Raw genomic sequence first — 21399 nt, 5'->3', positions numbered from 1 at the left:
CCCTGAAAGGAGGTGCCCGAAATGGCAAGAGTGAGGAAGAACAGGCCCGCGACGTCGAAGGTCGAACGCCGCCAGTTCCTGGGGCTGGCCGCGACGACGGGGGCCGGGCTGCTCGTGCTGCGCAGCGGCGCGCTCGGCGCCGACGCCCCGAGCAACAAGCTGAACATCGCCTTCATCGGCACGTGGGGCCGCGCCGCGGCGCACTTCGGCGCCGTCTCCAGCGAGAACGTGGTCGCCCTGTGCGACGTGGATGAGACGCATCTCGAAGGCGCCGCCAAAAAGTGGCCCAACGCGAAAACCTATGTGGATTGGCGGAAGTGCCTCGACCAGAAGGACATCAACGCCGTCATCTGCTCGACGACCGACCACACCCACGCCTTTGTGTCGAACTGGGCGCTGAACCGCGACATGCACGTCTACTGCGAGAAGCCGCTCGCCAACAGCGTGGAGGAGGCCCGCGTCGTGCGCGCCAACTGGCTCAAGCGCCGCGACAAGGTGGCCACCCAGGTGGGCACGCAGCGCCACGAGATTGACAACTTCAACCGCGTGGCCGAGCTGATCCGCGACGGGGCGATCGGCGAGCTCTCCCAGGCCCACGCCTGGGGCAATCGCCAGATTCGCCGCAAGGGCTATCCGCCCGCCGAGGGCGAGCCGCCCAAGCACCTCCACTACGACCTCTGGATCGGCCCCTCGCCCTTCCACCCCTACAACCCCGAATACTTCCGCGGCGGCCCGGGAGCCAACTGCCTGTCGTGGAACATGTACTGGGACTTCGGCAGCGGGCAGATCGGCGACATGGGCAGCCACACGATGGACCTGGTGTGGAACGCCGTTGACCCCACGCTGCCGACGACGGCTCAGGCCGAATCGTACCCCTTCGGCTCGCAGCAGGCGGGCAACGAGAAGGGCAAGCCCGCCGAGCCCATCCCGCCGCACCCCGAGGTCACGCCCGTCGAGCTCCACAGCCAGTTCGACATGCCGGCCAACTCCTGGCGGCCCGCCATCAAGGTGCACTGGTGGCAGGGCGGCATGATGCCGCGCTCGCCCCGGGGCTACATTGACCTCAACCGCATTGACCACGGCGCCATGTTCAAGGGCAAGAACGGCTTCCTCATCTGCGACTTCGGCTCGCGCATCCTGGTGCCCTTCGGCGACGGCGACGACATGACCTACTACAAGCCGCGCACGAAGGAGCAGCTCCAGCCGCGCGTCAACGGCTTCCAGCGCGAGTGGATCGAGGCCTGCAAGGACCCCGCCCACAAGAAGACGCACTGCGACTTCGACTACAGCGGCACGATGATCGAGACGATGCTGCTCGGCCTCGTGGCCTACCGCGCCGGCAAGAAGATCGCCTACGACCCCGAAAAGGGCGTCGTCACCGACAACGACGAGGCCAACGGCTTCCTCAAGCGCAAGTACCGCGAGGGCTGGACCCTCAACGGCTGAGCGGGGAAGGGCGGTGTCGGGTGTCTGGTGTTGAGTGTTCGGGTACGGACAGGAACGGCCCTCATCCAAGGCGCCCGGCCCACCGGCTGGGCGCTTTGGCATGTCGTGGTGGAGCGGCCCCCCAACACCTACCACCTACCACCTAACACGAGACGCCGCTCTTCTCAGTAATCCATCGGCAGGCCGGCGAGCTGGGCGGCGGTGAAGACGGGGCCTTCCTTGCACACGTAGATGGGGCCGACGTTGCATCGGCCGCACTTGCCGAGGCCGCACTTCATGCGGTTCTCGAGCGTGGTGTAGACCTGTTCGAGACCGAAGCCGAGCTGCTTGAGGCTGGCGAGGGTGAACTTGATCATGATGGGCGGGCCGCAGAGCACCACCACCGCGTTGTCGGTGGGCGGTTTGACCTGCTCGACGATGGTGGGCACGAAGCCCACGCGGCCCTTCCAGTCGGGCGTCTCACCGCCCGGGTCCACCGTCTGCACGAGCTGCACGTCGGTGCGGGCTTCCCATTCGGCCAGCTCGTGCTTGTAAACGAGGTCGGCCACGGTGCGGGCGCCGTAGATGATCATCACGTCATCGTAGCGCTCGCGCTGGTCGAGACAGGTCCAGATGACGCTGCGCACGGGGGGCAAGGCGATGCCGCCCGCGATGAAGATCAGCTTCTTGCCCTGCCAGGCGTCCACGGGGAACGTGTTGCCGTAGGGCCCGCGGAAGCCGATGGTGTCGCCCACCTCGCAGCGCGCCAGGGCGCGGGTCACGCGCCCTGTCTCACGGAAGGTGCACTCGATGTAGCCTTTGCGCGTGTGGGGCGAGGCCACGCAGAACGTGCTCTCGCCTGCCCCGAAGAGCGAGTATTCGCCGAACTGCCCCGTGCGGAAGCTGAAGCGCTCGGCATCGGCGGGGTCCTGGAACTCGAGGCGGAATGTCCGCACCAGCGGCGCCTCGTCGCGGATGGCCGCGATGCGCATCAGCATGGGCTTGTAGATGTTCGGCGACGCGGCGGCGGAGGCGGCCTCAACGGTGTCGGCGGTACTCGTGGACAACTGGCTTCTCCGTGCGAAACAGCGGCGACTTGGCAGACGACCAAACGCAACAATTATAGGCCAAGGCCGCCGCGCGATCAACCGCAGGAGCGCTGCGAAGCCGCCGTCAACCGACAGAACCGCAGAGGTCTGAGGCGTCAGCGCGCCGGCCGGATCGCGATCTCGAGTTCGCCCGTCGAAATCCGCGTGTTGGGGGCGGGGGGCAGCTCCAGCTTCGCCGCGAACGCCTGCGGATAGGCCAGGTAGTAGAGGCGGGCGACGAGCGTCACCTTGCCCTGCGCGTCCTGCGGCACGCGCCACGTGTAGCGCTCGGTGCGCACCTTCGCCGGGTCGAGGCGGTTGTCGAAGACCTTGCGGGCGGCCTCCACCATGGACTGTGTCTGGTTCCCCGCGGCGTCCACGAAGACCGCTCGGTACACCCGTTTGCCCTGGGGGAAATCCCGGCCGAGTGCCTCGCGGTCGGCGGGGAGAGCGCCGCCGACGTCGTAGCCCGCGGCATCGGGGGCGCTGGGGGCGGGAATGCCGATGCGTCGGTCGCCCACGCGGGCCTCCAGGTCCAGCCACACGGTGCGCAGCTCGATACTGCCCGACGGCATGCGATGGCCGGTGCGCTCGTTGTCTACCTCGACCGTGATGGCGAGTTCGTCGCCCGGGGCGGCCTCGGCCCTGTCGGTGCGGAGGCGAAGCGGGATGGCGTTGTCGAGCTGCGTCTGCGTGCGGGCGCCGGGGAAGCGGTGCGAGTAGAGCTTGCTCCGTTCGGGGGCCGTGCCCAGGGTCATCTCGGCGGCCTTGCCTGACTCGTATTGCGCCTTGTGGTCGATCAGGTAGCCCTTCGCGTTCATATGGCAGTCCTGGCACTGGATGCCGCTGGCCGCGTAGGGGCTGGCTTTCCACTCGGTGTAAGTGGGCTTCACGCGCACGCCGAGCGTGTTCACGGACTCGTGGCACACGGCGCAGAACTCGCTCGTGGTCTGGAACTCCAGGTACACGTGGTGCCAGGAGCTCGAGTGGCGGAACGGCCCGTACTTCTCCTCGCCCGGCGAGGCGATGAAGTTGCCGTTCTCGGGCGCGGCGCCGCGAAAACCGCTGATGCGGTGGCACAGGTCGCACGTGACGCCCGACATCTGCGGGTCCACGTGCTTGCCGATGATCACGTGGCCCGGATTCATCTGGTGCGCCACGGGCATGTGGCACGCGGCGCACGACTGCGCCTCCTGGACGAACCGCGGGCCCTCCAGCTTCATCGGCAACACCTCGCGGAAGTACTGGGCCTGGAACACGGGGTTCGTGTACGACTGGGCGTGCATGGAGAGCGCCTGTTGCTCGTGGACGTGGATGTGGCAATCCTTGCACGCCTCGGAGGGCGCGTAGGCCATCACGCGCGTCTTCTGCTTCGGGGGCAGCACGCGCGCCGCGGGCTGGGGCGGCGCGGGCGGCCGGCTTGGCGGAGCGATCTCCGTGCACCCCGACGCCACGGCTAGAACCAGCAGCACTGTCAGCGGCCTCATGGGTTCTCCTTGGCATGGCCAGGACGCGTTCCCCGGCCCCGTGCCATTGTAGCCGCCCGTGCGGGGAAATGAAAGGCAAAGTCTCCCCGAGTGCGCGACGCTGGGGAGGCGCGATGCGCGGGCCGAAACGCCCGTCCGCGCCCAGCAGTGTGAGAGTCTTTGGAGGATGGGTCTGGGGAGGAACCTTCCTGCTAGAAAGGTTCCTCCCCGGCTCAGTTCAGTTGTCCGGGCGGCTACAGGGTGGCGATTTCGGTGAGTTGGGCGAGGATGTTCATGTTGACGGGACAGTGGCGGATGCAGCGGCCGCAGCCGACGCACGAGCGGTGGTTGAATTTCTGGACGTAGTAGTTGAACTTGTGCTCGATGCGCTGACGCCAGCGGGCGGCCTGGTCGGGGCGCGGGTTGTGGCCGGAGGCGTGGAGGGTGAAAAGGGCGAACTGGCAGGCGTCCCAGTTCTTGCGGCGGGCGCCGCGGCGGTAGGTGCCCTCGTCTACGATGTCGAAGCAGTGGCAGGTGGGGCACAGGAAGGTGCAGCAGCCGCAGCCCCAGCACTTGTAGGAGTAGGGGGCCCAGCGGGGGTTCTCGAAGTTGGCCTTGAGCCAGGCGGTGATGCGGTCGAGGTCGAGGCGAGGGGGCAGGGCGTCGAAGGCGGGCTTGCAGGGGGCCTGCTTGTCGGCGGTGCCGTCCCTGAAGGCGTCGGGGGCGAGGGCGGCGATGGCTTCGCCCTTGGGGGTGAGGATTTCGGCGAGGAGGCGCTTGTCGTCGAGCGGGGTGAGGAGGAGATCGGCGCCGTCGGTGGCGTTGGGGGCGGAGCCGAGGGCGGTGCAGAAGCAGGCCTCGTCGGCGCGGGTGCAGGCGATGGCGATGACGGTGGTGGCGGCGCGGCGGAGGTTCCAGAAGGGGTCGCAGTAGTCCCAGTTGTAGAGGGGGTCCATGACGAGGAGGCTGCGGGCGTCGCAGGGGCGGCAGCCGAAGAGGACGGTGGGAGGGTACTGGGTCTGGGGGTCAGCGACCTGGGCGCCCGCGTCGGCGCGGGCGTAGGTGAGGATGGGTTCGGAGCGGGGGAAGAGGAACTCCTTGATGGAGTTGCGAGGGTTGATGTAGTCGGTGCGTGGGACGATGTCGGAGGTGGCGGCGATTTCGCGGAAGTGGACGCGGTCGTCCTCGCGCGCGGGTGCCACGAGGCGGGCGCGGGCGCGAATGGCGTCGAGGAGGGCCGGGAGACGGGTGGCGTCGAGTATCTTGTTCATAGGATGAAGTCTTCGGAGTCCTCACACTTGTAGGTGGCGAAGGGCTGATACTCCTCGGTGTTGTAGCCTGCGAGGTAGCCGAAGTGGGCTTTGACCTGGCGGGCGAGGAAGCGGTTGAGGAGCATGAGGGGGATGTTGACGGGGCACGAGCGCTCGCATTCGCCGCAGTTGATGCAGCGGCCTGCGAGGTGGAAGGCGCGGGCGATGTTCCAGGCCATGTTGCCCTGAGGGTGGGACGAGGTGTCAATCCACTGGGGTTGGTTGAGGGTGGCGATGCATTGGTCGCAGTAGCACATGGGGCAGGCCTGACGGCAGGCGTGGCAGCGGATGCACTTGTCGAGTTGCTGGCGCCAGAAGGCCCAGCGCTCGGCGGGGGGCTTGGCCTCGAGGGCCTCGACGGCGGCGAGCTGGTCGGGCGTGAGGTCGCGGCTCTGGAAGCTCTCGCGAAGGTGCTTCTGGAGGTCCTCGAGGGTGGTCTGGGGGAGGACCTCGCAGGGGGAGGCGGGGTCGCCGGGGCGGTCTATGCGGACGCCGATGACGCGGACGGCGTCGGCTTTGACCTGCTCCTCCTGGATGAGGACGACGACGGCGCGGATGTCGGGTTCTTTGGCCACGACGGCGATGCGCTGGAAGCGGGCGCGAAGGTCCTTGCGCGTCAGCCAGTTGGCCAGGTTGTTGACGCAGAAGGGGTTGAGGACGAGCTGGCCGACGTCCTCCGCCCGCGTGATGAAGACGGGGGTGGTCTTCTGGGGGTTGGTGCCTGCGCCGTGGCCAATCACCAGGTGGGCCTCGCCGCTTTCCAGCAGCGAGCGGGCGCGCGCCTGCAATGTCTCGGACGGTGTGCTCATGGCTTGCTCTGGTTTGCTCCGATGGCTTGAGTCATAGCTCGGTCGTACTCAGTTTCGTGGCCTGGGCCTCGCGTCGGCGACGGGAGGTGTCTGGGGCGGCGGCGACGGCCGGCCTACTTCCAGAACTGCCACCATTTCGGCTCCTCTTCGTCGGGGGCGTCCTCGTCGTCCTCGCTGTCCTCGTCGCCCTCGCCCTCATCGGTGTCGCTTTCGCCCTCGTCGTCCTCGCCCTCTTCATCGTCGTCGTCGCCTGGCTCGTCGCCATCCTGAGGCGAGACCTCGGCGGGTTGGTCCTGGGCAGGCGGAGGCGCGGGCGGCGGTTCCTTGCGCTCTGGCTTGGCCGGCGGCTCGGGCTTGGCCGCTGCCTCTCTTGTGGGGGCTGGCTCCTCGGGCTCCGGGGACTTCGCCTCCGGTTCTTCTTCCTCTTCCTCCTCGGGTTCGCCGAAGATGGCGTCGAGCTGGTCGAGCACGTGTTCCGGCGAGCTCTCGCGGATGAAGGCGAGCAGTTGCTCGTAGCCCTGGATGCACGAGCGGAAGCTCACACGGGCGCCGTCGCTGCCGATGAAGATGAGCTTGTGGCCCAGGGGGCGCCATCGGTAGATCACCTTCTGGATGTGCACCCAACTGATCCGCTGGACGCCCTGGCCGAAGACCGTGGCCTTGAGCGATACGGGCGAGATCACGACCTTCGACAGCCAGGCGCGCAGCGAGATCCAGATGGTGAGCAAGAGGAAGAAGGCCACGACGCCGATCACGATCCAGGCGCGGGGGCCTTCGGTTCTCACGAAGTCGCGCACCTGGCCGAAGAACACGGCGACCGCGATGCCGGCGGCAACCACCGTCACCCACAGGAAGCGCTCGTAGAGCGGGTAGCGGAACACCCGGTCCGGCGCCGGCCTCTCGGTGTCGAAGATGTCAATCGGCACGCGTTGCCCCTACAACCGGATCGCTCCTCAGCACGGCCCGCGCGAGGCTTCGGCCAGCTCGCGGTAGCCGGTGAACGGGCCCACCTTGCGCAGCTTGGCGGTCAGGTCGTTGATCAGCTCGGCCCACTTGGCGCCCTCGGCGGCCGAGACCCACGAGAACTGGAGGCGCTCGTCCTCCACGCCCATGAAGTGCAGCAGGTCGCGGAAGATGGTCCATCGCCGCCGCGCGTAGTAGTTGCCCTCGGCATAGTGGCAGTCGCCCGGGTGGCATCCGCTGACCAGCACTCCGTCGGCCCCGCGCTCGAACGCCTTGATGACGAAGTTGGGGTCCACGCGGCCGCTGCACGGCACGCGGATCACGCGCACGTTCGAGGCGTACTTCAGGCGGCTCGTGCCCGCCAGGTCGGCGCCGGCGTAGGTGCACCAGTTGCAGACGAAGGCCACGATCCGCGGCTCGAACTCCTTCTCGGTGGTAGGCATGGCAGTGCTGGGTCGGCTTCCTTTCGCGCGTTGTCCTCGGGGGCGTCACTGGGCCGCCCCCGAGGGTTCCGAGATGGTTTCCTACTCCTCGCCCAACGCATTCACGACAGCGTAGAGTTGCTCGTCGTTGAAGCCCTTGAGGGTCACGGCGTGGGCGCGGCAGGCGGCGGCGCACAGGCCGCAGCCGCCGCAGAGGCCCTCGTTGACCCGGGCGACGGTCTTGAGGAGGTTGCCCTTGCGGTCGCGAATCTCCTCGCGTTCGATGGCCCCGTAGGGGCAGATGCGCTCGCAGAAGAAGCAGCCGAAGCAGATGGAGTAGACGGGCGGCGCGGTGCGGTGCACGCTGGCCACGATGGGCTCGCGCTCGAGTTCGTTGGCGTTCAGCAGGGCGCCCACCTTGCTGGCGGCCGCGGAGGCCTGGGCCACGCTCTCGGGAATGTCCTTGGGCCCCTGGCAGGCGCCCGCGAAGAACACGCCGGCCGTCTGCGCCTCTACGGGGCGCAGCTTGGGGTGCGCCTCGGAGAAGAAGCGGTCCTTGTCGAACGCCACGTGGAGCTTCTGGGCCATGGCCTCGGCATCGGGCTGGGCGATCATGGCCGTGCCCAGCACCACGAGGTCCACCTCCACCTCCACCTGGGCGTTCGACAGGGTGTCGGCGCCCTGCACCACGAGCTTGTCGCCGCGCGGGTAGATGCGCGAGACGCGCCCGCGGAAGTAGCACAGGTCGTCTTCCTCGACGGCGCGGCGGGTGAACTCGTCATACGTCTTGCCGCCGGCCCGGATGTCCATGTAGAAGTTGTAGGCCTGGCCGTCATGCACCTTGTGCTTGTAGAGCATGGCGTGCTTGGCCAGGTACATGCAGCAGATTTTCGAGCAGTAGGTGAAGCCCTTCTCGTTGTCGCGCGAGCCGACGCAGGAGAGGAAGGCGACGGACTTGGCTTCCCTGCCGTCGGAGGGGCGGCGCACCTTGCCGCCGGTGGGGCCGCTGGCGCTCAGCAGGCGCTCGAACTGGAGGCCGTCCAGGATGTCGGGGTGGGTGCCGTAGCCGTATTCGCCGTAGCCGATGTAGGGGTAGTCGGCGGCGGCCTTGGCCACGCTCCACACCTGATAGCCGGTGGCCACCACGATGGCGCCGACCTTTTCCTTGACCAGTTCTTCCTTCTGTTCGTAGTCCACGGCCTTGGTGGGGCACACCTTGGCGCAGACGCCGCACTTGCCCTTCTGGAACCAGAGGCAGTTGGCGCGGTCAATCACCGGCTTGTTGGGCACGGCCTGGGGGCAGGGCGTGTAGATGGCGGTGCGGTAGCCGAGGCGCTTCTTGGGGTTCTCGGGGTCGGGCACGGTGATGCCGGCGTTGAATTCGCTGGGGATGGTGCGCGAGGGGCACTTCTGCCAGCAGGTGCCGCAGCCCGTGCACTTGGCGAGGTCCACGCTCCGCGGCTTCATGCGGATCGTGATCTCGAAGTTCCCGATGTAGCCGTCCACCGCATCCACTTCGCTCCAGGTGTAGAGCTTGATCTTCTTGTGGCGGGCCACCTCGACCATGCGGGGGGTGAGGATGCACTGCGAGCAGTCGAGGGTGGGGAAGGTCTCGGAGAGCTGGAGCATGTGGCCGCCCACGCTGGGCTCGCGCTCGACGAGCACGACCTCGTGGCCCATGTTGGCGATGTCGAGGGCCGCCTGGATGCCGGCGATGCCGGCGCCGATGACGAGGGCGCGCTTGGTGATGGGGACGTGGATGGGTTTGAGCTTCTCGTTGTTCTTGACTTTTTCGACCATCAGGCGGATCAGCTCGATGGCCTTCTGGGTGGCCTCGGCCTTGTCGGGGTGCACCCAGGAGCAGTGCTCGCGGATGTTGGCCATCTCGCACAGGAAGGGGTTGAGGCCCTTCTCGGCCACGGCGTTACGGAAGGTGGGCTCGTGCATCCGCGGCGAGCAGGCGGCCACGACCACGCCGGTGAGCTTGTGGTCCTCGATGGCCTTCTTGATCAGGTTCTGGCCGGGGTCCGAGCACATGTACTTGTAGTCGGTCGAGAACACCACGCCGGGGTGCGTCTTGAGCGCCTCGGCGGCGGCCTCGCAGTTGACCACGCTGCCGATGTTCTCGCCGCAGTGACAGATGAACACGCCGATACGCGACAAGTGCGGTCTCTCCTGTCCCCTTCTTCCGGGACGCGTGGGACGTGTCAGACTCGTCGGACGGTCGGCTTCGCGGTGCGACGGGTCTTGCGAGTCTCAGGCGTCCCGTGTTTGTCTCGTTCCACTAGGCCACGGCGCCTTGGGGGGCCTCGGCTGCCGCCGGCGGCTCGCCGCGCAGGCGGGCGACGAGGTCCGTGGTGTCCACAAAATGCGTGCTCAGGCCGAGGGCCTTGGGCTCGAGGCCGAGGGCCAGGCCCACCACCTGGGCGAGGTACAGCACGGGCATGTGCAGGTCTTCGCCGAGGCCCGCGTCGGCCGCGGCCTCGGTCTGGCGCATGTCGAGGTTAGCCTGGCACATGGGGCAGGCGACCACGAAGGCCTCGGCCCCGGCCAGGCGCGCGGCCTTGAGGATGCGGCCGGTGAGACGCGCGACGACCGTGGGGCGGCTCATCGTGAACCCTGCGCCGCAGCACTCGGTCTTGTGCGTCCACTCCACGGGCGCCAGGCCCAGCGTGCGGCACACCTCGTCCATGGCCACCGGCTGCTCGGTGTCGTCGTAGGTCATCACGTCGGGCGGGCGCGTGTGGAGGCAGCCGTAGTAGCAGGCGACTTTGAGATCGGGCAGCTTGCCCGCCAGGCGCTCCCGGAACTGGGCGAGGTTGCGGTGGAGCAACTCGACGAGGGTGATCGGGCGCACGGAGCAGCGGTAGGCCATCTCGGCGGCCTCCTGGGCCGCGGCGAGGAGGTCGGTGTGCTCCTTCACCTCGTGCTGCGCGAGGCTCAGCTCCTTGGTGCACAGGGGGCAGGGGGCGAGAATCTCCTTGAGCCCGGCGGCCTCGGCGAGCGCGAGGTTGCGCACGTTGAGGGCGCGGGTGAGGATGGAGTTGGTCATGTGCCCGGCGGAGGCCCCGCAGCAGTTCCAGTCGGGCACCTCCTTGAGCTCGAAGCCGAGGGCGCCGAGCGTGGCCTCGATGGCCATGCCGTACTCGTAGCCGGTGGCGTGGGCCTTCAGCGCGCAGCCGGGGTAGTAGCCGAGTTCCATGTCAGTCCGACTTCCTCTCGGGGGCTTTCTGAAGCTGGCAGCGGTCGAAGATGCGCCGGATGGCGGCGACGTTCTGAATCTTGTGCGGCAGGAGGCCGGGCTTGCCGCGCTTGAGCATCTTGGGGAAGGTGAGCAGGTCCTGCGGGCCGCGCCGGAGCGGGCTCTTGAGCTTGTAAGCGGCGATGAAGCCCATCTCGTAGACGCGGCCGAAGCGGCGGATGCTGGCGAGGAACGACTGGTGGAAGTCGTAGATGTCGGCCTCGTTGGCGTTCACGAGGCCCTCTTCCTGGGCCATCTCGCGCAGCACGGTCATCAGGCGGGCCGGCTCGGCGTCCTTCGGGCAGCGCGTCGAGCACGCTTCGCAGGCTGCGCACACCCACTGGGAGCGCGAGCGGAGGGCCTCGTCCTTGCGCCCGAGCTGGGCCAGGCGCATCATCGCGTGGATGGGGTGGAACATCTCGAACGACACCGGGCAGCCGGCGGTGCACTTGCCGCACTGATAGCAGTCGGCCAGCTTGCGCCCCAGCCGCCGCTCGACCTCGCGTTTCCAGTCGGAGTCGACCTGGGCGCGCGACACTTGCAGTTGCATTGTTGACCTTTTCTATCGGTTTTTGGCTCTTGGCGCACCTCCCCTACCTCTGCTATTGTAGGAGATTTGTGCGCCGCAAGTCAAACCCCATTTGCCTACCCATCGTGGCGCCGGTCGCGCGGCAAGCGGCCCTCGTCGGCGAAACTGTAGTGCGTGCTCTCGCCCACGATGACGTGGTCGAGGAGCGTGATGCCGAGCACCTGGCTGGCCGCGTGGAGCTTGGCCGTGATCTCGATGTCGCGCGGGCTGGGCGTCGGGTCGCCGGTCGGGTGGTTATGCACGCACACGATGGCGGCGGCGCTGTCGCGCACCGCCTCGTGGAACACCTCGCGCGGGTGGGCCAGGCTGGCGGTGAGGCTGCCGACCGAGACCTCGACGTCGCGCATCAGGCGGTTGCGGGCGTCGAGGAGGAGGACGAGAAAGGTCTCCTTCTTCTGGTCGCGGAGGCGGGGCCGGGTGAAGTCGCAGACGGCCTGGCTGTCGGCGATGGGGCGGCCGGGCTCGACGGCGGCTCGCTGGGCCATGCGGCGGCCGATCTCGGCGGCGGCCTTCACCTGGGCCGCCTTGGCCGGGCCGATGCCCTTGACGGCCGACAGCTCGCGCACGCTGCGGGTGGCGATGGCCCGCAAGCTGCCGAAGCGGGCCAGCAGCCTCTGGCCGAGACCCACGGCGGTCTCCTCGGTGGTGCCGGTGCGCAGGATGATCGCCAGCAGCTCGGCGTCCGAGAGCGCGCCCTCGCCGCCCGCGATGAGGCGCTCGCGCGGCCGCTCGTCCTCGGGCAGTTCGCGGATGCGCGGCGCGCGCTGATGAAAGGCGCACTCCTGGGCCAGCGGGCACTCGGCGCAGGCGGGCCGGTCGCCGCACACGACGGTGCGGATGCCCTCCGCGGGCGAGCAGTAGAGCTGGAGCACGCGCCGCACCGTGGCTGCGCGCTCCCCGGCCGCCTCGGCCATGCGGCTCACGGTGTCGTAGAGGTTGGCCGCTGAGCGGGCGCGCGGGATCAGCCCCAGGCGGCTCAGGAGGCGGCGCAGGGCGGGGTCGTCCTCGAACGGCGCGCCATCGGCATAGGCGGCGGGCGCCTCGCCGCAGAGGCCCAGCAGGGTCTCGAGCGGCTCGGTGGCCAGCTCGCGTAGCCGCTGCTCGATGGTGCGGTAGGTTCGGCGCAACTCCACGCCGCGCTCTCCGTTGCAGGTGGACGGCCCGTGCATCATACCCGAATCCCGCGGCGGATCAAGTCGTTGACACGTTCCGGCGGGCGGGCTATAATCCGTGCGGCGCTGGGAGCGCCGGAGCCAGGAATGTCGCTCTTCAAGTCCCCCGAAGGGGCCGAGTCGTTCCAGGGCACGGTCGAGCGCGTGGTCTTCTCGGCGCCCGACCGCGCGTACGCGGTGGCGCGCGTGCGCCCGGAGGGGCGGGGGGGACTCGTCACCGCCGTGGGCAAGCTGCTGGAGCTCAAGGAGGGCGAGGTGCTGCGCCTCGAGGGCCGCTGGGTTACCCACAAGACCCACGGCCGCCAGTTCGAGGTCGAGCACTACGAGGTCGTGGCCCCCACGAGCGCGCGGGGCATCCAGCGCTACCTCGGCTCGGGCCTCGTGCCCGGCATCGGCCCGGAGCTGGCCGCCCGGCTCGTCAAGCGCTTTGGCGAGGCGACGCTCGACGTTATCGAGCACCAGCCCGAGCGGCTGCGCGAGGTGGAGGGCATCGGACGTAAGCGCCAGCAGCAGATCATCGAGGCCTACGGCGCGCAGAAGGGCCTGCGCGAAGTGATGGTGTTCCTCCACGAGTACGGCGTCTCGCCCGCCGTGGGGGCGCGAATCTACAAGACGTACGGCAGCTCGGCCATCTCGATCGTGCGCGACAACCCCTATCGCCTGGCCGCCGACATCTTCGGCGTGGGGTTCCGCACCGCCGATCGCATCGCGGCCAACCTGGGCATCCCGCACGACTCGCCCCAGCGCGCCGCCGCCGGAGTGGTGCACGCGCTGCGCGAGCTGGGCGACGACGGCCACGCCTGCTATCCCCAGCGGACCCTCGCCGAGGCAGCGAGCCGCATGCTCGAGGTGCCCGTCGAGCAGGTCGAGGCCGCCATCGAGGCCCAGCGCGTCGGCGGCGAGCTGGTGGTGGACGATGCCCACCCGTTGCGTCCCGTCTACCTGCCCGCCCTGCACGCGGCCGAGACGGGCGTCGCCCAGAGGCTCGCGGAGCTGGCCGCTACGCCCGCCCCATTTCCGCCCATTGACGCGGGCAGGGCGGTCGAGTGGGTCCAGCGTCAGGTCCGCATCCAGCTCCCGCCCGGGCAGCAGGATGCCCTGCGCAAGGCCGTGGCCAGCAAGCTCACCGTCATCACCGGCGGCCCGGGCGTGGGCAAGACCACCGTGCTCCGCTGCCTGGTCGAGATCTTCCAGGCGCGGCGGCTGCGGGTCGCCCTCGGCGCGCCCACCGGCCGCGCCGCCAAGCGCCTCGCCGAGGTCACCCGCACCGACGCCATGACCATTCATCGCCTCCTCAAATACCAGCCGCGCACCAGCGCCTTCGAATACAACGAGCGGAACCCCCTTCAGGCCGACGTGGTGATCGTGGACGAGGCGTCCATGCTCGACCTCCTGCTCACCTGCCATCTCGCCCGCGCGCTCAGCCCGCAGACTGTCCTCGTGCTCGTGGGCGACGTGGACCAGCTCCCGTCGGTCGGGCCCGGCAGCGTGCTGCGCGACGTCATCGCCTCGGGCGTGGCCGCCGTGGCGCGCCTCACCGACATCTTCCGCCAGGAGGCCCACAGCCTCATCGTCGGCAACGCTCACCGCATCAACCGCGGCGAGATGCCGGCCCTCAACGGCCCCGGCGAGGGGCCTGCCCGGGACTTCTTCTTCCTGGAGCGCGCCGACCCCGAGGAGGCGGCGGAGACGGTGCTCGACCTCGTCGCGCGCCGCCTGCCCGCCGCCTACGGCCTCGACCCCGTGGACGATATCCAGGTGCTGGCCCCCATGCACCGCGGCGCCGTGGGCGCCCAGGCCCTCAACGAGCGGCTCCGCGAGCGGCTCAATCCCGCCGAGACGCCCGGCGGGCGCGGCTTCCGCCCCGGCGACAAGGTCATGCAGATCCGCAACAACTACGACAAAGAGGTCTTCAACGGCGACCTCGGCCGCGTGCTCGAGGCCCGCCCTGACGCGGGGCAGGTGATTGTGCGCCTCGACGAGCGCGAGCTGGCCTACGGCCCCGACGAACTCGACGAACTCGTGCCCGCCTACGCCATCACCATCCACAAGTCCCAGGGCTGCGAGTACCCCGCCGTGGTCGTGCCCATCCTCACCCAGCACTACATGATGCTCCAACGCAACCTCCTCTACACCGCGGTCACGCGCGGCCGGCGCCTCGTGGTCCTCGTCGGCACGAAACGGGCCATCGCCATCGCCGTGCGCAACGACCGCATCCGCGAACGCCACTCCCTGCTCCGCGAGCGCCTGGCCAACGCCCGGCCCCACGAGCCTTTCCCCCCGGAGGACTGAGACGTGGAACACGAGCCTGTCGAGCCCGCACCCCGGCCGCCCGACTACGTGATGGACCTCATGGCCCGCGCCGCCGCGATGAACGAGCAGGACCCCTGCCTGCGCGGCCGCCTCCTCGAGCTCCCCCGCACAGGCGAGCTGATGGCCACCGGCGACCTCCACGGCAACCTCTCGAACTTCCGCCGCATCACCCGCATCGCCGACCTCGGCCACCATCCCCAGCGCCACATCCTCCTCCAGGAACTGCTGCACGCGATGTACGCCGACACCCCCGACCGCTCGTACCAGCTCCTCGAAGAGGCCGCCATCTACAAGACCGTCTATCCCGGCCAGGTGCACTTCCTGCTCGGCAACCACGACATCGCCGAGCTCTGCGGCCTCGAGATCATGAAGCAGGGGCGCTCGGTCCTCAGCGTCTTCAACACGGCCCTCCAGGAGGCCTACCAATTCAACGCCGACGTCATCCGCAAGGCCTACAACCGCTTCCTCCGCTCGCTCCCCTGGGCCGCCGTCACCGCCCACGGCATCCTCCTGTGCCACTCGCTGCCCGACGGTAAGTACGTGCACCTTTTCGACCGCGCGTTGTTCACCCAGGCCACCCGCGAGGCCGACATCGGCCGCGACTCCCCCGCCTTCCGCATGGCCTGGGGCCGCGACATCGCGCGGCCCACCAGCGCCGCCTTCGCCGAGCGCATGGGCGTAGACCTCATCGTCTGCGGCCACCACCCGTGCCAGAAGGGCTACACCACGCCCAACCCGCACCTCGTGGTCATTGACAGCAAGGACGCCCACGGCGCCTACGCTCTTCTGCCCCTCGACCGCAAGCTCTCGCAGCAGGACGTCGTTTCGCGCATCAAGTTCCTGAACTTCTAGGCGCCCCCGACACGTTGCTTTCCCGCCCGCGGCCTGATAGGATCGCGACGAACGCAACCAGAAAAGAGCCCTATGAAGCACGCCCTCGCAGTCTGTTGCTCCGCGCTCCTGCTCCCCCTCGCCTCGATCCGCGCCGGCCAAACGGCGGCGCCCAGAATCCTCCGCGTCGCCCCCTCCGCCTCTGCCGTGCGCCTCTTCGACCCGCTCGAACTCACGGTAGACCTCGACGCCGCCTTCCACAACCCCTACGACCCCGACGACATCGCCCTGACGGCCACCGTGGCCGACCGCTCGGGCCGCTCCCGCACCGTCGAGGGCTTCCTCTACCAGGACTACGAGCGGACCCTCAAGGACGGCAAGGAGCAGCTCAAGCCCCGCGGCGAGCGAGTCTGGAAGATCCGCTACACGCCGACCCTCGCTGGCCCGCACCTCTACACGGTTGCAGTGAAGACCCGCGGCGGCGAAGCCCGCACGGAGGCGCGTGAATTCGTCGCCACCGACTCGCGAAGCCCCGGCTTCATCCGTGTCAGCCGGCGAAACCCCCGCTACTTCGAATACTCGACGGGCAAGCCCTACTTCCCCATCGGCCACAACATCTGCTGGGCCGACTCGCAGCTCAAGACCTACGACTACGACAACTACTTCCGCCGCATGGCCGCCGCCCACGAAAACTTCACCCGCATCTGGATGTGCTCCTGGAGCCTCGAACTCGAGGGCGCCAGGCTCGACGACTACCGCCTCGACAACGCCTGGCGCCTCGACCACATCGTCGGCTTCGCCCGCACCTACGGCCTCGCCTTCAAACTCTGCTTCGACAACTTCTACGACTTCGCCCAGCGCCGCCACAGCCCCTACTGGCGCGCCCACGGCGGCATGTGTGACAATCCCGCTGACTTCTTCACCAGCGACGAAGCCAAGACCCACTACCGCCGCCGCCTCCGCTACATCGTCGCCCGATGGGCCCACGCCCCCCAGATCATGGCCTGGGAGTTCTGGAACGAGATGGACTACGCGCCCAGCGAGCGCGGCAAGCTGCTCTCGCGCAAGGAGCCCTACATGCTCGACTGGACCGCCCAGATGGCCGCCGAACTGCACCGCACTGACCCCTATCAGCACCTCGTCACCAACACCCTCGCCGCCTACACCGACTGGCCCGAGTTCTGGGCCATGCCCGCGCTCGACTTCGTCCAGCTCCACGCCTACATCCACGACGGCTGGGAGCCCACGCCCAAACAATACGACGCCGCCGCCCTCGTGCTCGACCAGGCGCAGGACTTCGAGCAGTTCCGCAAGCCCTACCTCATCGCCGAATTCGGCTTCCACCCCACCGGCAGCGACAACCGCCTCAACGCCCTCGACCGCACCGGCATCCACCTCCACAACGCCCTCTGGGCCTCCTCCCTCGGCGGCGCTGCCGGCGCTCCCATGCTCTGGTGGTGGGACAACTACGTCGAGCCCAACGACCTCTACTACCACTACCGCGCCCTCGGCCGGTTCCTCGCCGGCGTGGACTGGACAGGGCAGCCCTGGCAGCCCGTCCGCGACGACGAGCGCGGCAACCTCCGCATCGTCGGCCTCCGCACCGACGCCCAGGCCCTCCTCTGGTTCCAGGACCGCCGCAACACCTGGCACCGCCGACTCGTCAAGAAGGAACCTGCTCGGCTCCTCGAACCCTTCGCCTTCCGGCTCCCCGGCCTCCGGCCCGGCCCGTACCGCATCGAGTGGTGGGACACCTACAACGGCGGCACCATCACCGAAGCCCAGGCCACGGCCGATGGCGCCGGCCTGGTCCTCCAGCTCTCGCCCCTGGTCAAAGCCCCCGACGTCGCCTGCCGCGTCGAGCCCCTCATCGAGCGCTCCGAGCGCAAGCCCGCCTGGTGAGCCATCTACGCCCTTCTCGGTGGAGCCGACACTTCCCCTCGTCCCTGCGCTCCGCGTGTGGGACGCCCCTCTTGGCCGCTCCGCGGCCGCCCCCTCCATACTCGCTCACCGCCCCCACAGAGCCGGTATGGCCGGAACGGCGAGAATCGCCGATCCTCGCCATTCCACCCATACTTGCTCACTTCCTCCCCCTCAGGAATGAGCAAGCATGGGCGCTCGCCCCGCGGCCGCGCCTCACCCGCGACACCCTTTCGCGCCGCCCGATTCCCTCGCCATTGCCAAGCGTTGGATACTACAGGGCTTACACCTCCATCGTGTGGCGCTCCATCGCGTGTCTGGCACGCATGTGGCACCGCATCTGCCACTTCAAGGATCGCATGGTGAGCCATAGCACTCGTGCATCTGGCGATTACGTGCCCTCGGTGTGATCAGAGGTGTGACACGTACCCGTGCCCTGATCACATGATGTACGCGCGATCGGGAAGGGAATCGCTCCGATTCTGCGCGCGGCAACCTCAGAGATGACTTCCGAAAACGATGCCCGTAAGTCTGGTTGCGCTAGGTACTGGTGCCGCGCCTCCGAGTGCAGTGGCTGGCCTACCCACATGATATGGAAGAACTCGTCCACTGCACTCAACAGCTTGGTCAGTGTGTCGCGGTCATAGGTGTGAGCGAGTTCCAAGAGAGTGTAGTTCGTCGTCCATAGCTCAGCTTCGCAGTCGAGAAGCTGTTCGTATATCCGCCTTGCGCGCTCGTGGTCAGCGCGGTCCCGGCGCAGCAAGGCACCAAAGGTGGAAGTGGAAAACATGACCCGACTGGGAGCACTCATGCGCTTTGCTCTCTGCAGTTGCCGGGAGAATAGCGACCAATGAATGCCATGGCCTTACCCCACTCACGAACCCGCCCCGGAAAGACAGAGATGCGAATCACACGGTGATCCCAGGTTAGGTCACACAGCACTCCGCGGACAATAGATTGGCTTGCCGCCACGCGCTCGCTCTCTCTACCGGAGACATTGACGACGTAGTCCGCCTCTGATGTCTTCAGCTCCCTGCCAAGGGCCATCTCAATCAACCTTGTCAGAGCCTTGTGGTTAGCTGCCTCAGGGAGGGAGAACTCGGAGGCCAAGACGAGACTGTCCTCCACGGCTCTCAAGGCATCCTCCTGCGAAACCTTACCCATCTCGAGCGCCGTGAGCGTCTCTTGAAGTTTGGAGACTCTGAACTGGCGCTCACGCTCGGTCAAAGTTACCCTGCTCATAGGCCTCCCAGGCGAACACGGGTAAGCTTTGTCCAGAGCCTCTGCAATGGACGGCATGTGCTCCCTGACGATCGCGGGTCTCTCCCTGTAGCAGGCGAGCACGGCATCTGAGATGGCCTTCATGTCAGTCTTCTTCATTGGCTCAAACCACAGCGGCGCTGAAACTCGTCAACCACTCTGTCGAGGCGCTCGTGAAGCCTATAATGCTCGCCCTCTTCATCGCCCCGGTTCAGGGGCCCGTCCTTTGGGTTTGTAAGCGTATAGGGGACCCCATACTTGTTCTCTATTGACCGGAACTTCGGGCTGAACTGGTCGGTCCTGGATACCTCGTCGTACAAGTCCGGATCGAAGTCACCGAGCTTCCTGAGGCGTTCATTGTCAGGAATCCACCATCGGAATGGCCGGTACGTGCCCTGACCCTCGTCGCTGTAGAGGCGCTGTGAAGTCATTCGGTGTGTCGTTCTGTAGTGCTTGACGACATTCAGGACAATGCCGCCGAAGTCCACCCGCGCTCCGTGACGACGGTTGAGTTCACCGGCTCGTTTCTGAACAAGGTCTACGCCCTGCAAGGACAATGGCTCGGGTATCACGGGTGATATGAAGATGTCACTTGCTACCAAGGACGTGGACGAGAACAGCGACAGCCCTGGGGGACAATCCAGGATCACGTAGTCATACTGGTTGCGCACAGGCTCGAGAGCTTCGCGCAGGCAGTGTCGAACGCCGCCAGGCATGGGTCGCCCACCTTCCCAGAGCTGAACGAGTTCCTCATCCAGTTCAGCGACGTCAGGCACTGACACAATCATGTGGAGGACACCGGGATAGTGTGGCCCCACTAGGCTGGACCGCTGGATATTGCTCACCACGAGAGGCGGCTGGGTGATGAAGTCGGGTATCGATACGGGGTCGTTGCGCAGAGCACGTTGTAGGAGATGGTACAAGGTCCTCTCGCTCTCGCGCTGCTGCTGGATACTATTGCTGGGCACCATGCAGTAGGTCAGGTTGGCTTGGGCGTCCATGTCAATCAGCAGGACGCGCTTAAAGGCCCGAAAGACGAGGAATTCCGCAATCATCATGGTCAGAGTAGTCTTCCCAACACCGCCCTTCAGGTTGATGATGCTGGCAACACAAGCCATGGCCTAGGTTCTCCTACACGCGGTAGACAACTGCTCAAACCTTCCTGTTGCCAGCCGCACATCTCGATTGACGGCTGCATGTGGATGCCGTACACCCCCAAAGGTTACAGGCTGGCTTTAGGCTTGTCAAACGCCAAGTGCACTCACGGAGAGTGCCTGCGGCTTCATGACGTACCCAGCGCAGTCCCGCGCGGTAAGGTCGCGCACGGCTACGCTGCATGTCCCGCGGGGCGCCGACATGGTGCCTACAGAGACGACGCAACTCATCCTGCTGAAGTGTTGAGTTGGCTCTCAGCCAGTGAAGGCGGTTGTTCGGAGTCTGCGGGGGGCGTATAATGCGCCACGCTCAGCCGAGCCGCCGCAACCGCGCCCAAGGTGGGAGACTCGCGATGATGACCGGTCCCGTGCGTGTGGGAGTCGTTGGCCTCGGAATGGCCGGGAGCGATCACCTGGCCGCCATCGCCAGGTGCGAGGAGGCCCAGGTGATCTGCGTGGCCGACCGCGATCCCGTCGCCCTCGTCCGCGCCAGGCAACAGGCGCCCGCCATCGCCACCTACGAGGACTACCGGGCGATGCTGACGCGCGAGGACCTGGACCTTGTGGTCATCGCCACGCCTCATCACCTTCATGCCCGTATGGCCCTCGACGCCTTCGGAGCCGGCAAGCACGTGCTGTGCGAGAAGCCGCTGGCCGTCACCCCGGCCGAGTGCGACGCGATGATCGCCGCAGCCCGCGCGGCCGGGCGACGCCTCTTCCCCGTGCAGAACCAGCGCGCCAGCCCCATGTTCCGCCGACTCAAGCGCCTCATCGGGCACGAGAAGATGGGCAAGCCCGTCGCCGCGTGCATCCAGTTCCTCGGCTACGAGGGGGCGCGGATGGCCGACCCCGCAAGCTGGAAAGGCTCCTACGGGGAGGCGGGGGGCGGCGTCCTGCTCGACGGCGGCTGCCACGTGCTCGACCTGTGCAACTGGTACCTGGGGGCGCCCCTCGGCGTCGTCGCACGCTGCCATCGGCCCGAAGGCTGGCCGGCCCACAAGGCCGAGACGACGGCCCATGTGGTCGTGGACTACAAGTGCGGCGCCGCGGCGCAGGTGTTCGCCACCTTCGAGGCCCGGCTGCCGGGCAGTTTCACCCAGGGCATCCTCGAGATCGCGGTCGAACTGTTCTACGAGCAGGGCTACGCCCACGCGGAATACGCCTACTACGGCCCGGCGGGCGGGCACCGCCTGCTGCGCTATGTGTGCCGCAGCAACGAGTGGCATACCGTGGAACTGGCGGCGGAGGACGGGCTGGACTACGACCGCCACATCCTCGCCTGCCTCCTGCGCGGAGCGGAGCCGGTCGCCAGCCCCGAGGAGGCGCGCACCGCCGTCGCCGTGGCCCACGCCGCTTACGAGGCGGCCAGCACGGGACGGTGGACGCCGGTGGGATAGGCTCCTGGGGGGAATGAAGCCAGTCTCATCCACGGCCGC

The 21399-nt window shown here is 67.7% G+C and carries 17 protein-coding genes; 5 read left to right on the top strand and 12 right to left on the bottom strand.

Annotated features, from left to right (window positions below; genetic code table 11):
• Positions 1-21: 21 nt before the first annotated feature.
• Positions 22-1446, top strand: a complete 1425-nt coding sequence (locus tag PLE19_09010) for a Gfo/Idh/MocA family oxidoreductase (protein HPD15078.1) — start codon at positions 22-24, stop codon at positions 1444-1446.
• 164 nt (positions 1447-1610) lie between these two features.
• Here PLE19_09010 and PLE19_09005 read toward each other — a convergent pair whose 3' ends face one another.
• The 10 genes from PLE19_09005 to radC form a co-directional block, all read right to left on the bottom strand.
• The gene (locus tag PLE19_09005; protein ID HPD15077.1) at positions 1611-2417 is read right to left on the bottom strand and encodes an FAD/NAD(P)-binding protein; all 807 of its coding nucleotides are present in this window, start codon (positions 2415-2417) and stop codon (positions 1611-1613) included.
• 212 nt (positions 2418-2629) lie between these two features.
• Positions 2630-4000 carry a multiheme c-type cytochrome gene (locus tag PLE19_09000; protein HPD15076.1) on the bottom strand — a complete coding sequence of 457 codons (1371 nt, stop codon included), beginning with the start codon at positions 3998-4000 and terminating at the stop codon, positions 2630-2632.
• 233 nt (positions 4001-4233) lie between these two features.
• Positions 4234-5250: a 4Fe-4S dicluster domain-containing protein gene (locus PLE19_08995; protein ID HPD15075.1), complete on the bottom strand. Its 1017-nt coding sequence runs from the start codon at positions 5248-5250 to the stop codon at positions 4234-4236.
• Positions 5247-6098, bottom strand: a complete 852-nt coding sequence (locus PLE19_08990; protein ID HPD15074.1) for a 4Fe-4S dicluster domain-containing protein — start codon at positions 6096-6098, stop codon at positions 5247-5249. Before PLE19_08990 ends, PLE19_08995 begins: the two co-directional genes overlap by 4 nt.
• Before the next feature lie 113 nt (positions 6099-6211).
• Positions 6212-7024, bottom strand: a complete 813-nt coding sequence (locus PLE19_08985; protein ID HPD15073.1) for a hypothetical protein — start codon at positions 7022-7024, stop codon at positions 6212-6214.
• A 27-nt stretch (positions 7025-7051) separates the two neighbouring features.
• Positions 7052-7504 (bottom strand): hydrogenase iron-sulfur subunit, encoded by a 453-nt coding sequence (locus PLE19_08980; GenBank protein ID HPD15072.1) that lies wholly within the window; start codon positions 7502-7504, stop codon positions 7052-7054.
• Positions 7505-7585: 81 nt separating this feature from the next.
• On the bottom strand, positions 7586-9646 hold the full coding sequence (locus PLE19_08975) for a CoB--CoM heterodisulfide reductase iron-sulfur subunit A family protein (protein ID HPD15071.1): 2061 nt from the start codon (positions 9644-9646) through the stop codon (positions 7586-7588).
• Positions 9647-9767: 121 nt separating this feature from the next.
• Positions 9768-10685, bottom strand: coding sequence for a CoB--CoM heterodisulfide reductase iron-sulfur subunit B family protein (locus PLE19_08970; GenBank protein ID HPD15070.1), 918 nt, complete (start codon positions 10683-10685; stop codon positions 9768-9770).
• A 1-nt stretch (position 10686) separates the two neighbouring features.
• The gene (locus PLE19_08965) at positions 10687-11274 is read right to left on the bottom strand and encodes a 4Fe-4S dicluster domain-containing protein (GenBank protein HPD15069.1); all 588 of its coding nucleotides are present in this window, start codon (positions 11272-11274) and stop codon (positions 10687-10689) included.
• A gap of 95 nt (positions 11275-11369) precedes the next feature.
• Positions 11370-12446, bottom strand: a complete 1077-nt coding sequence (gene radC / locus PLE19_08960) for a DNA repair protein RadC (protein HPD15068.1) — start codon at positions 12444-12446, stop codon at positions 11370-11372.
• Positions 12447-12572: 126 nt separating this feature from the next.
• Here radC and PLE19_08955 point away from each other — a divergent pair, with 126 nt between their 5' ends.
• From PLE19_08955 to PLE19_08945, 3 genes are all read left to right on the top strand, one after another.
• Positions 12573-14777 carry an ATP-dependent RecD-like DNA helicase gene (locus tag PLE19_08955; protein ID HPD15067.1) on the top strand — a complete coding sequence of 735 codons (2205 nt, stop codon included), beginning with the start codon at positions 12573-12575 and terminating at the stop codon, positions 14775-14777.
• A 3-nt stretch (positions 14778-14780) separates the two neighbouring features.
• Entirely contained in the window at positions 14781-15650 is an 870-nt protein-coding gene (locus PLE19_08950; protein HPD15066.1) for a metallophosphoesterase, read from the top strand.
• A 72-nt stretch (positions 15651-15722) separates the two neighbouring features.
• Positions 15723-17531 carry a DUF5060 domain-containing protein gene (locus tag PLE19_08945; GenBank protein HPD15065.1) on the top strand — a complete coding sequence of 603 codons (1809 nt, stop codon included), beginning with the start codon at positions 15723-15725 and terminating at the stop codon, positions 17529-17531.
• An 825-nt stretch (positions 17532-18356) separates the two neighbouring features.
• Here PLE19_08945 and PLE19_08940 read toward each other — a convergent pair.
• Both PLE19_08940 and PLE19_08935 read right to left on the bottom strand, forming a co-directional pair.
• A complete protein-coding gene (locus PLE19_08940) occupies positions 18357-18914 on the bottom strand; it encodes a hypothetical protein (protein ID HPD15064.1) in 558 nt (185 codons plus the stop codon).
• An 11-nt stretch (positions 18915-18925) separates the two neighbouring features.
• A complete protein-coding gene (locus PLE19_08935; protein ID HPD15063.1) occupies positions 18926-19927 on the bottom strand; it encodes an AAA family ATPase in 1002 nt (333 codons plus the stop codon).
• A 389-nt stretch (positions 19928-20316) separates the two neighbouring features.
• Between PLE19_08935 and PLE19_08930 the strand changes: the two genes are divergently transcribed.
• A complete protein-coding gene (locus PLE19_08930; protein ID HPD15062.1) occupies positions 20317-21360 on the top strand; it encodes a Gfo/Idh/MocA family oxidoreductase in 1044 nt (347 codons plus the stop codon).
• Positions 21361-21399 lie beyond the last annotated feature (39 nt).

The organism is Planctomycetota bacterium, from assembly GCA_035384565.1.
Taxonomy (GTDB): Bacteria; Planctomycetota; PUPC01; order DSUN01; family DSUN01; genus DAOOIT01.
Note: the sequence above shows the minus strand (reverse complement) of the source record. Positions and strands in the feature narration are given on the sequence as shown.

Bases quoted from the DNA above. Each gene is read 5' to 3' on its own strand.
- PLE19_08940 (HPD15064.1), bottom strand. From the start codon at position 18,914: ATGAAGGCCATCTCAGATGCCGTGCTCGCCTGCTACAGGGAGAGACCC.
- PLE19_08965 (HPD15069.1), bottom strand. From the start codon at position 11,274: ATGCAACTGCAAGTGTCGCGCGCCCAGGTCGACTCCGACTGGAAACGC.
- PLE19_08930 (HPD15062.1), top strand. From the start codon at position 20,317: ATGATGACCGGTCCCGTGCGTGTGGGAGTCGTTGGCCTCGGAATGGCC.
- PLE19_09000 (HPD15076.1), bottom strand. From the start codon at position 4,000: ATGAGGCCGCTGACAGTGCTGCTGGTTCTAGCCGTGGCGTCGGGGTGC.
- PLE19_08945 (HPD15065.1), top strand. From the start codon at position 15,723: ATGAAGCACGCCCTCGCAGTCTGTTGCTCCGCGCTCCTGCTCCCCCTC.
- PLE19_08935 (HPD15063.1), bottom strand. From the start codon at position 19,927: ATGGCTTGTGTTGCCAGCATCATCAACCTGAAGGGCGGTGTTGGGAAG.
- PLE19_08980 (HPD15072.1), bottom strand. From the start codon at position 7,504: ATGCCTACCACCGAGAAGGAGTTCGAGCCGCGGATCGTGGCCTTCGTC.
- PLE19_08990 (HPD15074.1), bottom strand. From the start codon at position 6,098: ATGAGCACACCGTCCGAGACATTGCAGGCGCGCGCCCGCTCGCTGCTG.
- PLE19_08955 (HPD15067.1), top strand. From the start codon at position 12,573: ATGTCGCTCTTCAAGTCCCCCGAAGGGGCCGAGTCGTTCCAGGGCACG.
- PLE19_08970 (HPD15070.1), bottom strand. From the start codon at position 10,685: ATGGAACTCGGCTACTACCCCGGCTGCGCGCTGAAGGCCCACGCCACC.
- PLE19_09005 (HPD15077.1), bottom strand. From the start codon at position 2,417: ATGCGCATCGCGGCCATCCGCGACGAGGCGCCGCTGGTGCGGACATTC.
- PLE19_08995 (HPD15075.1), bottom strand. From the start codon at position 5,250: ATGAACAAGATACTCGACGCCACCCGTCTCCCGGCCCTCCTCGACGCC.
- PLE19_09010 (HPD15078.1), top strand. From the start codon at position 22: ATGGCAAGAGTGAGGAAGAACAGGCCCGCGACGTCGAAGGTCGAACGC.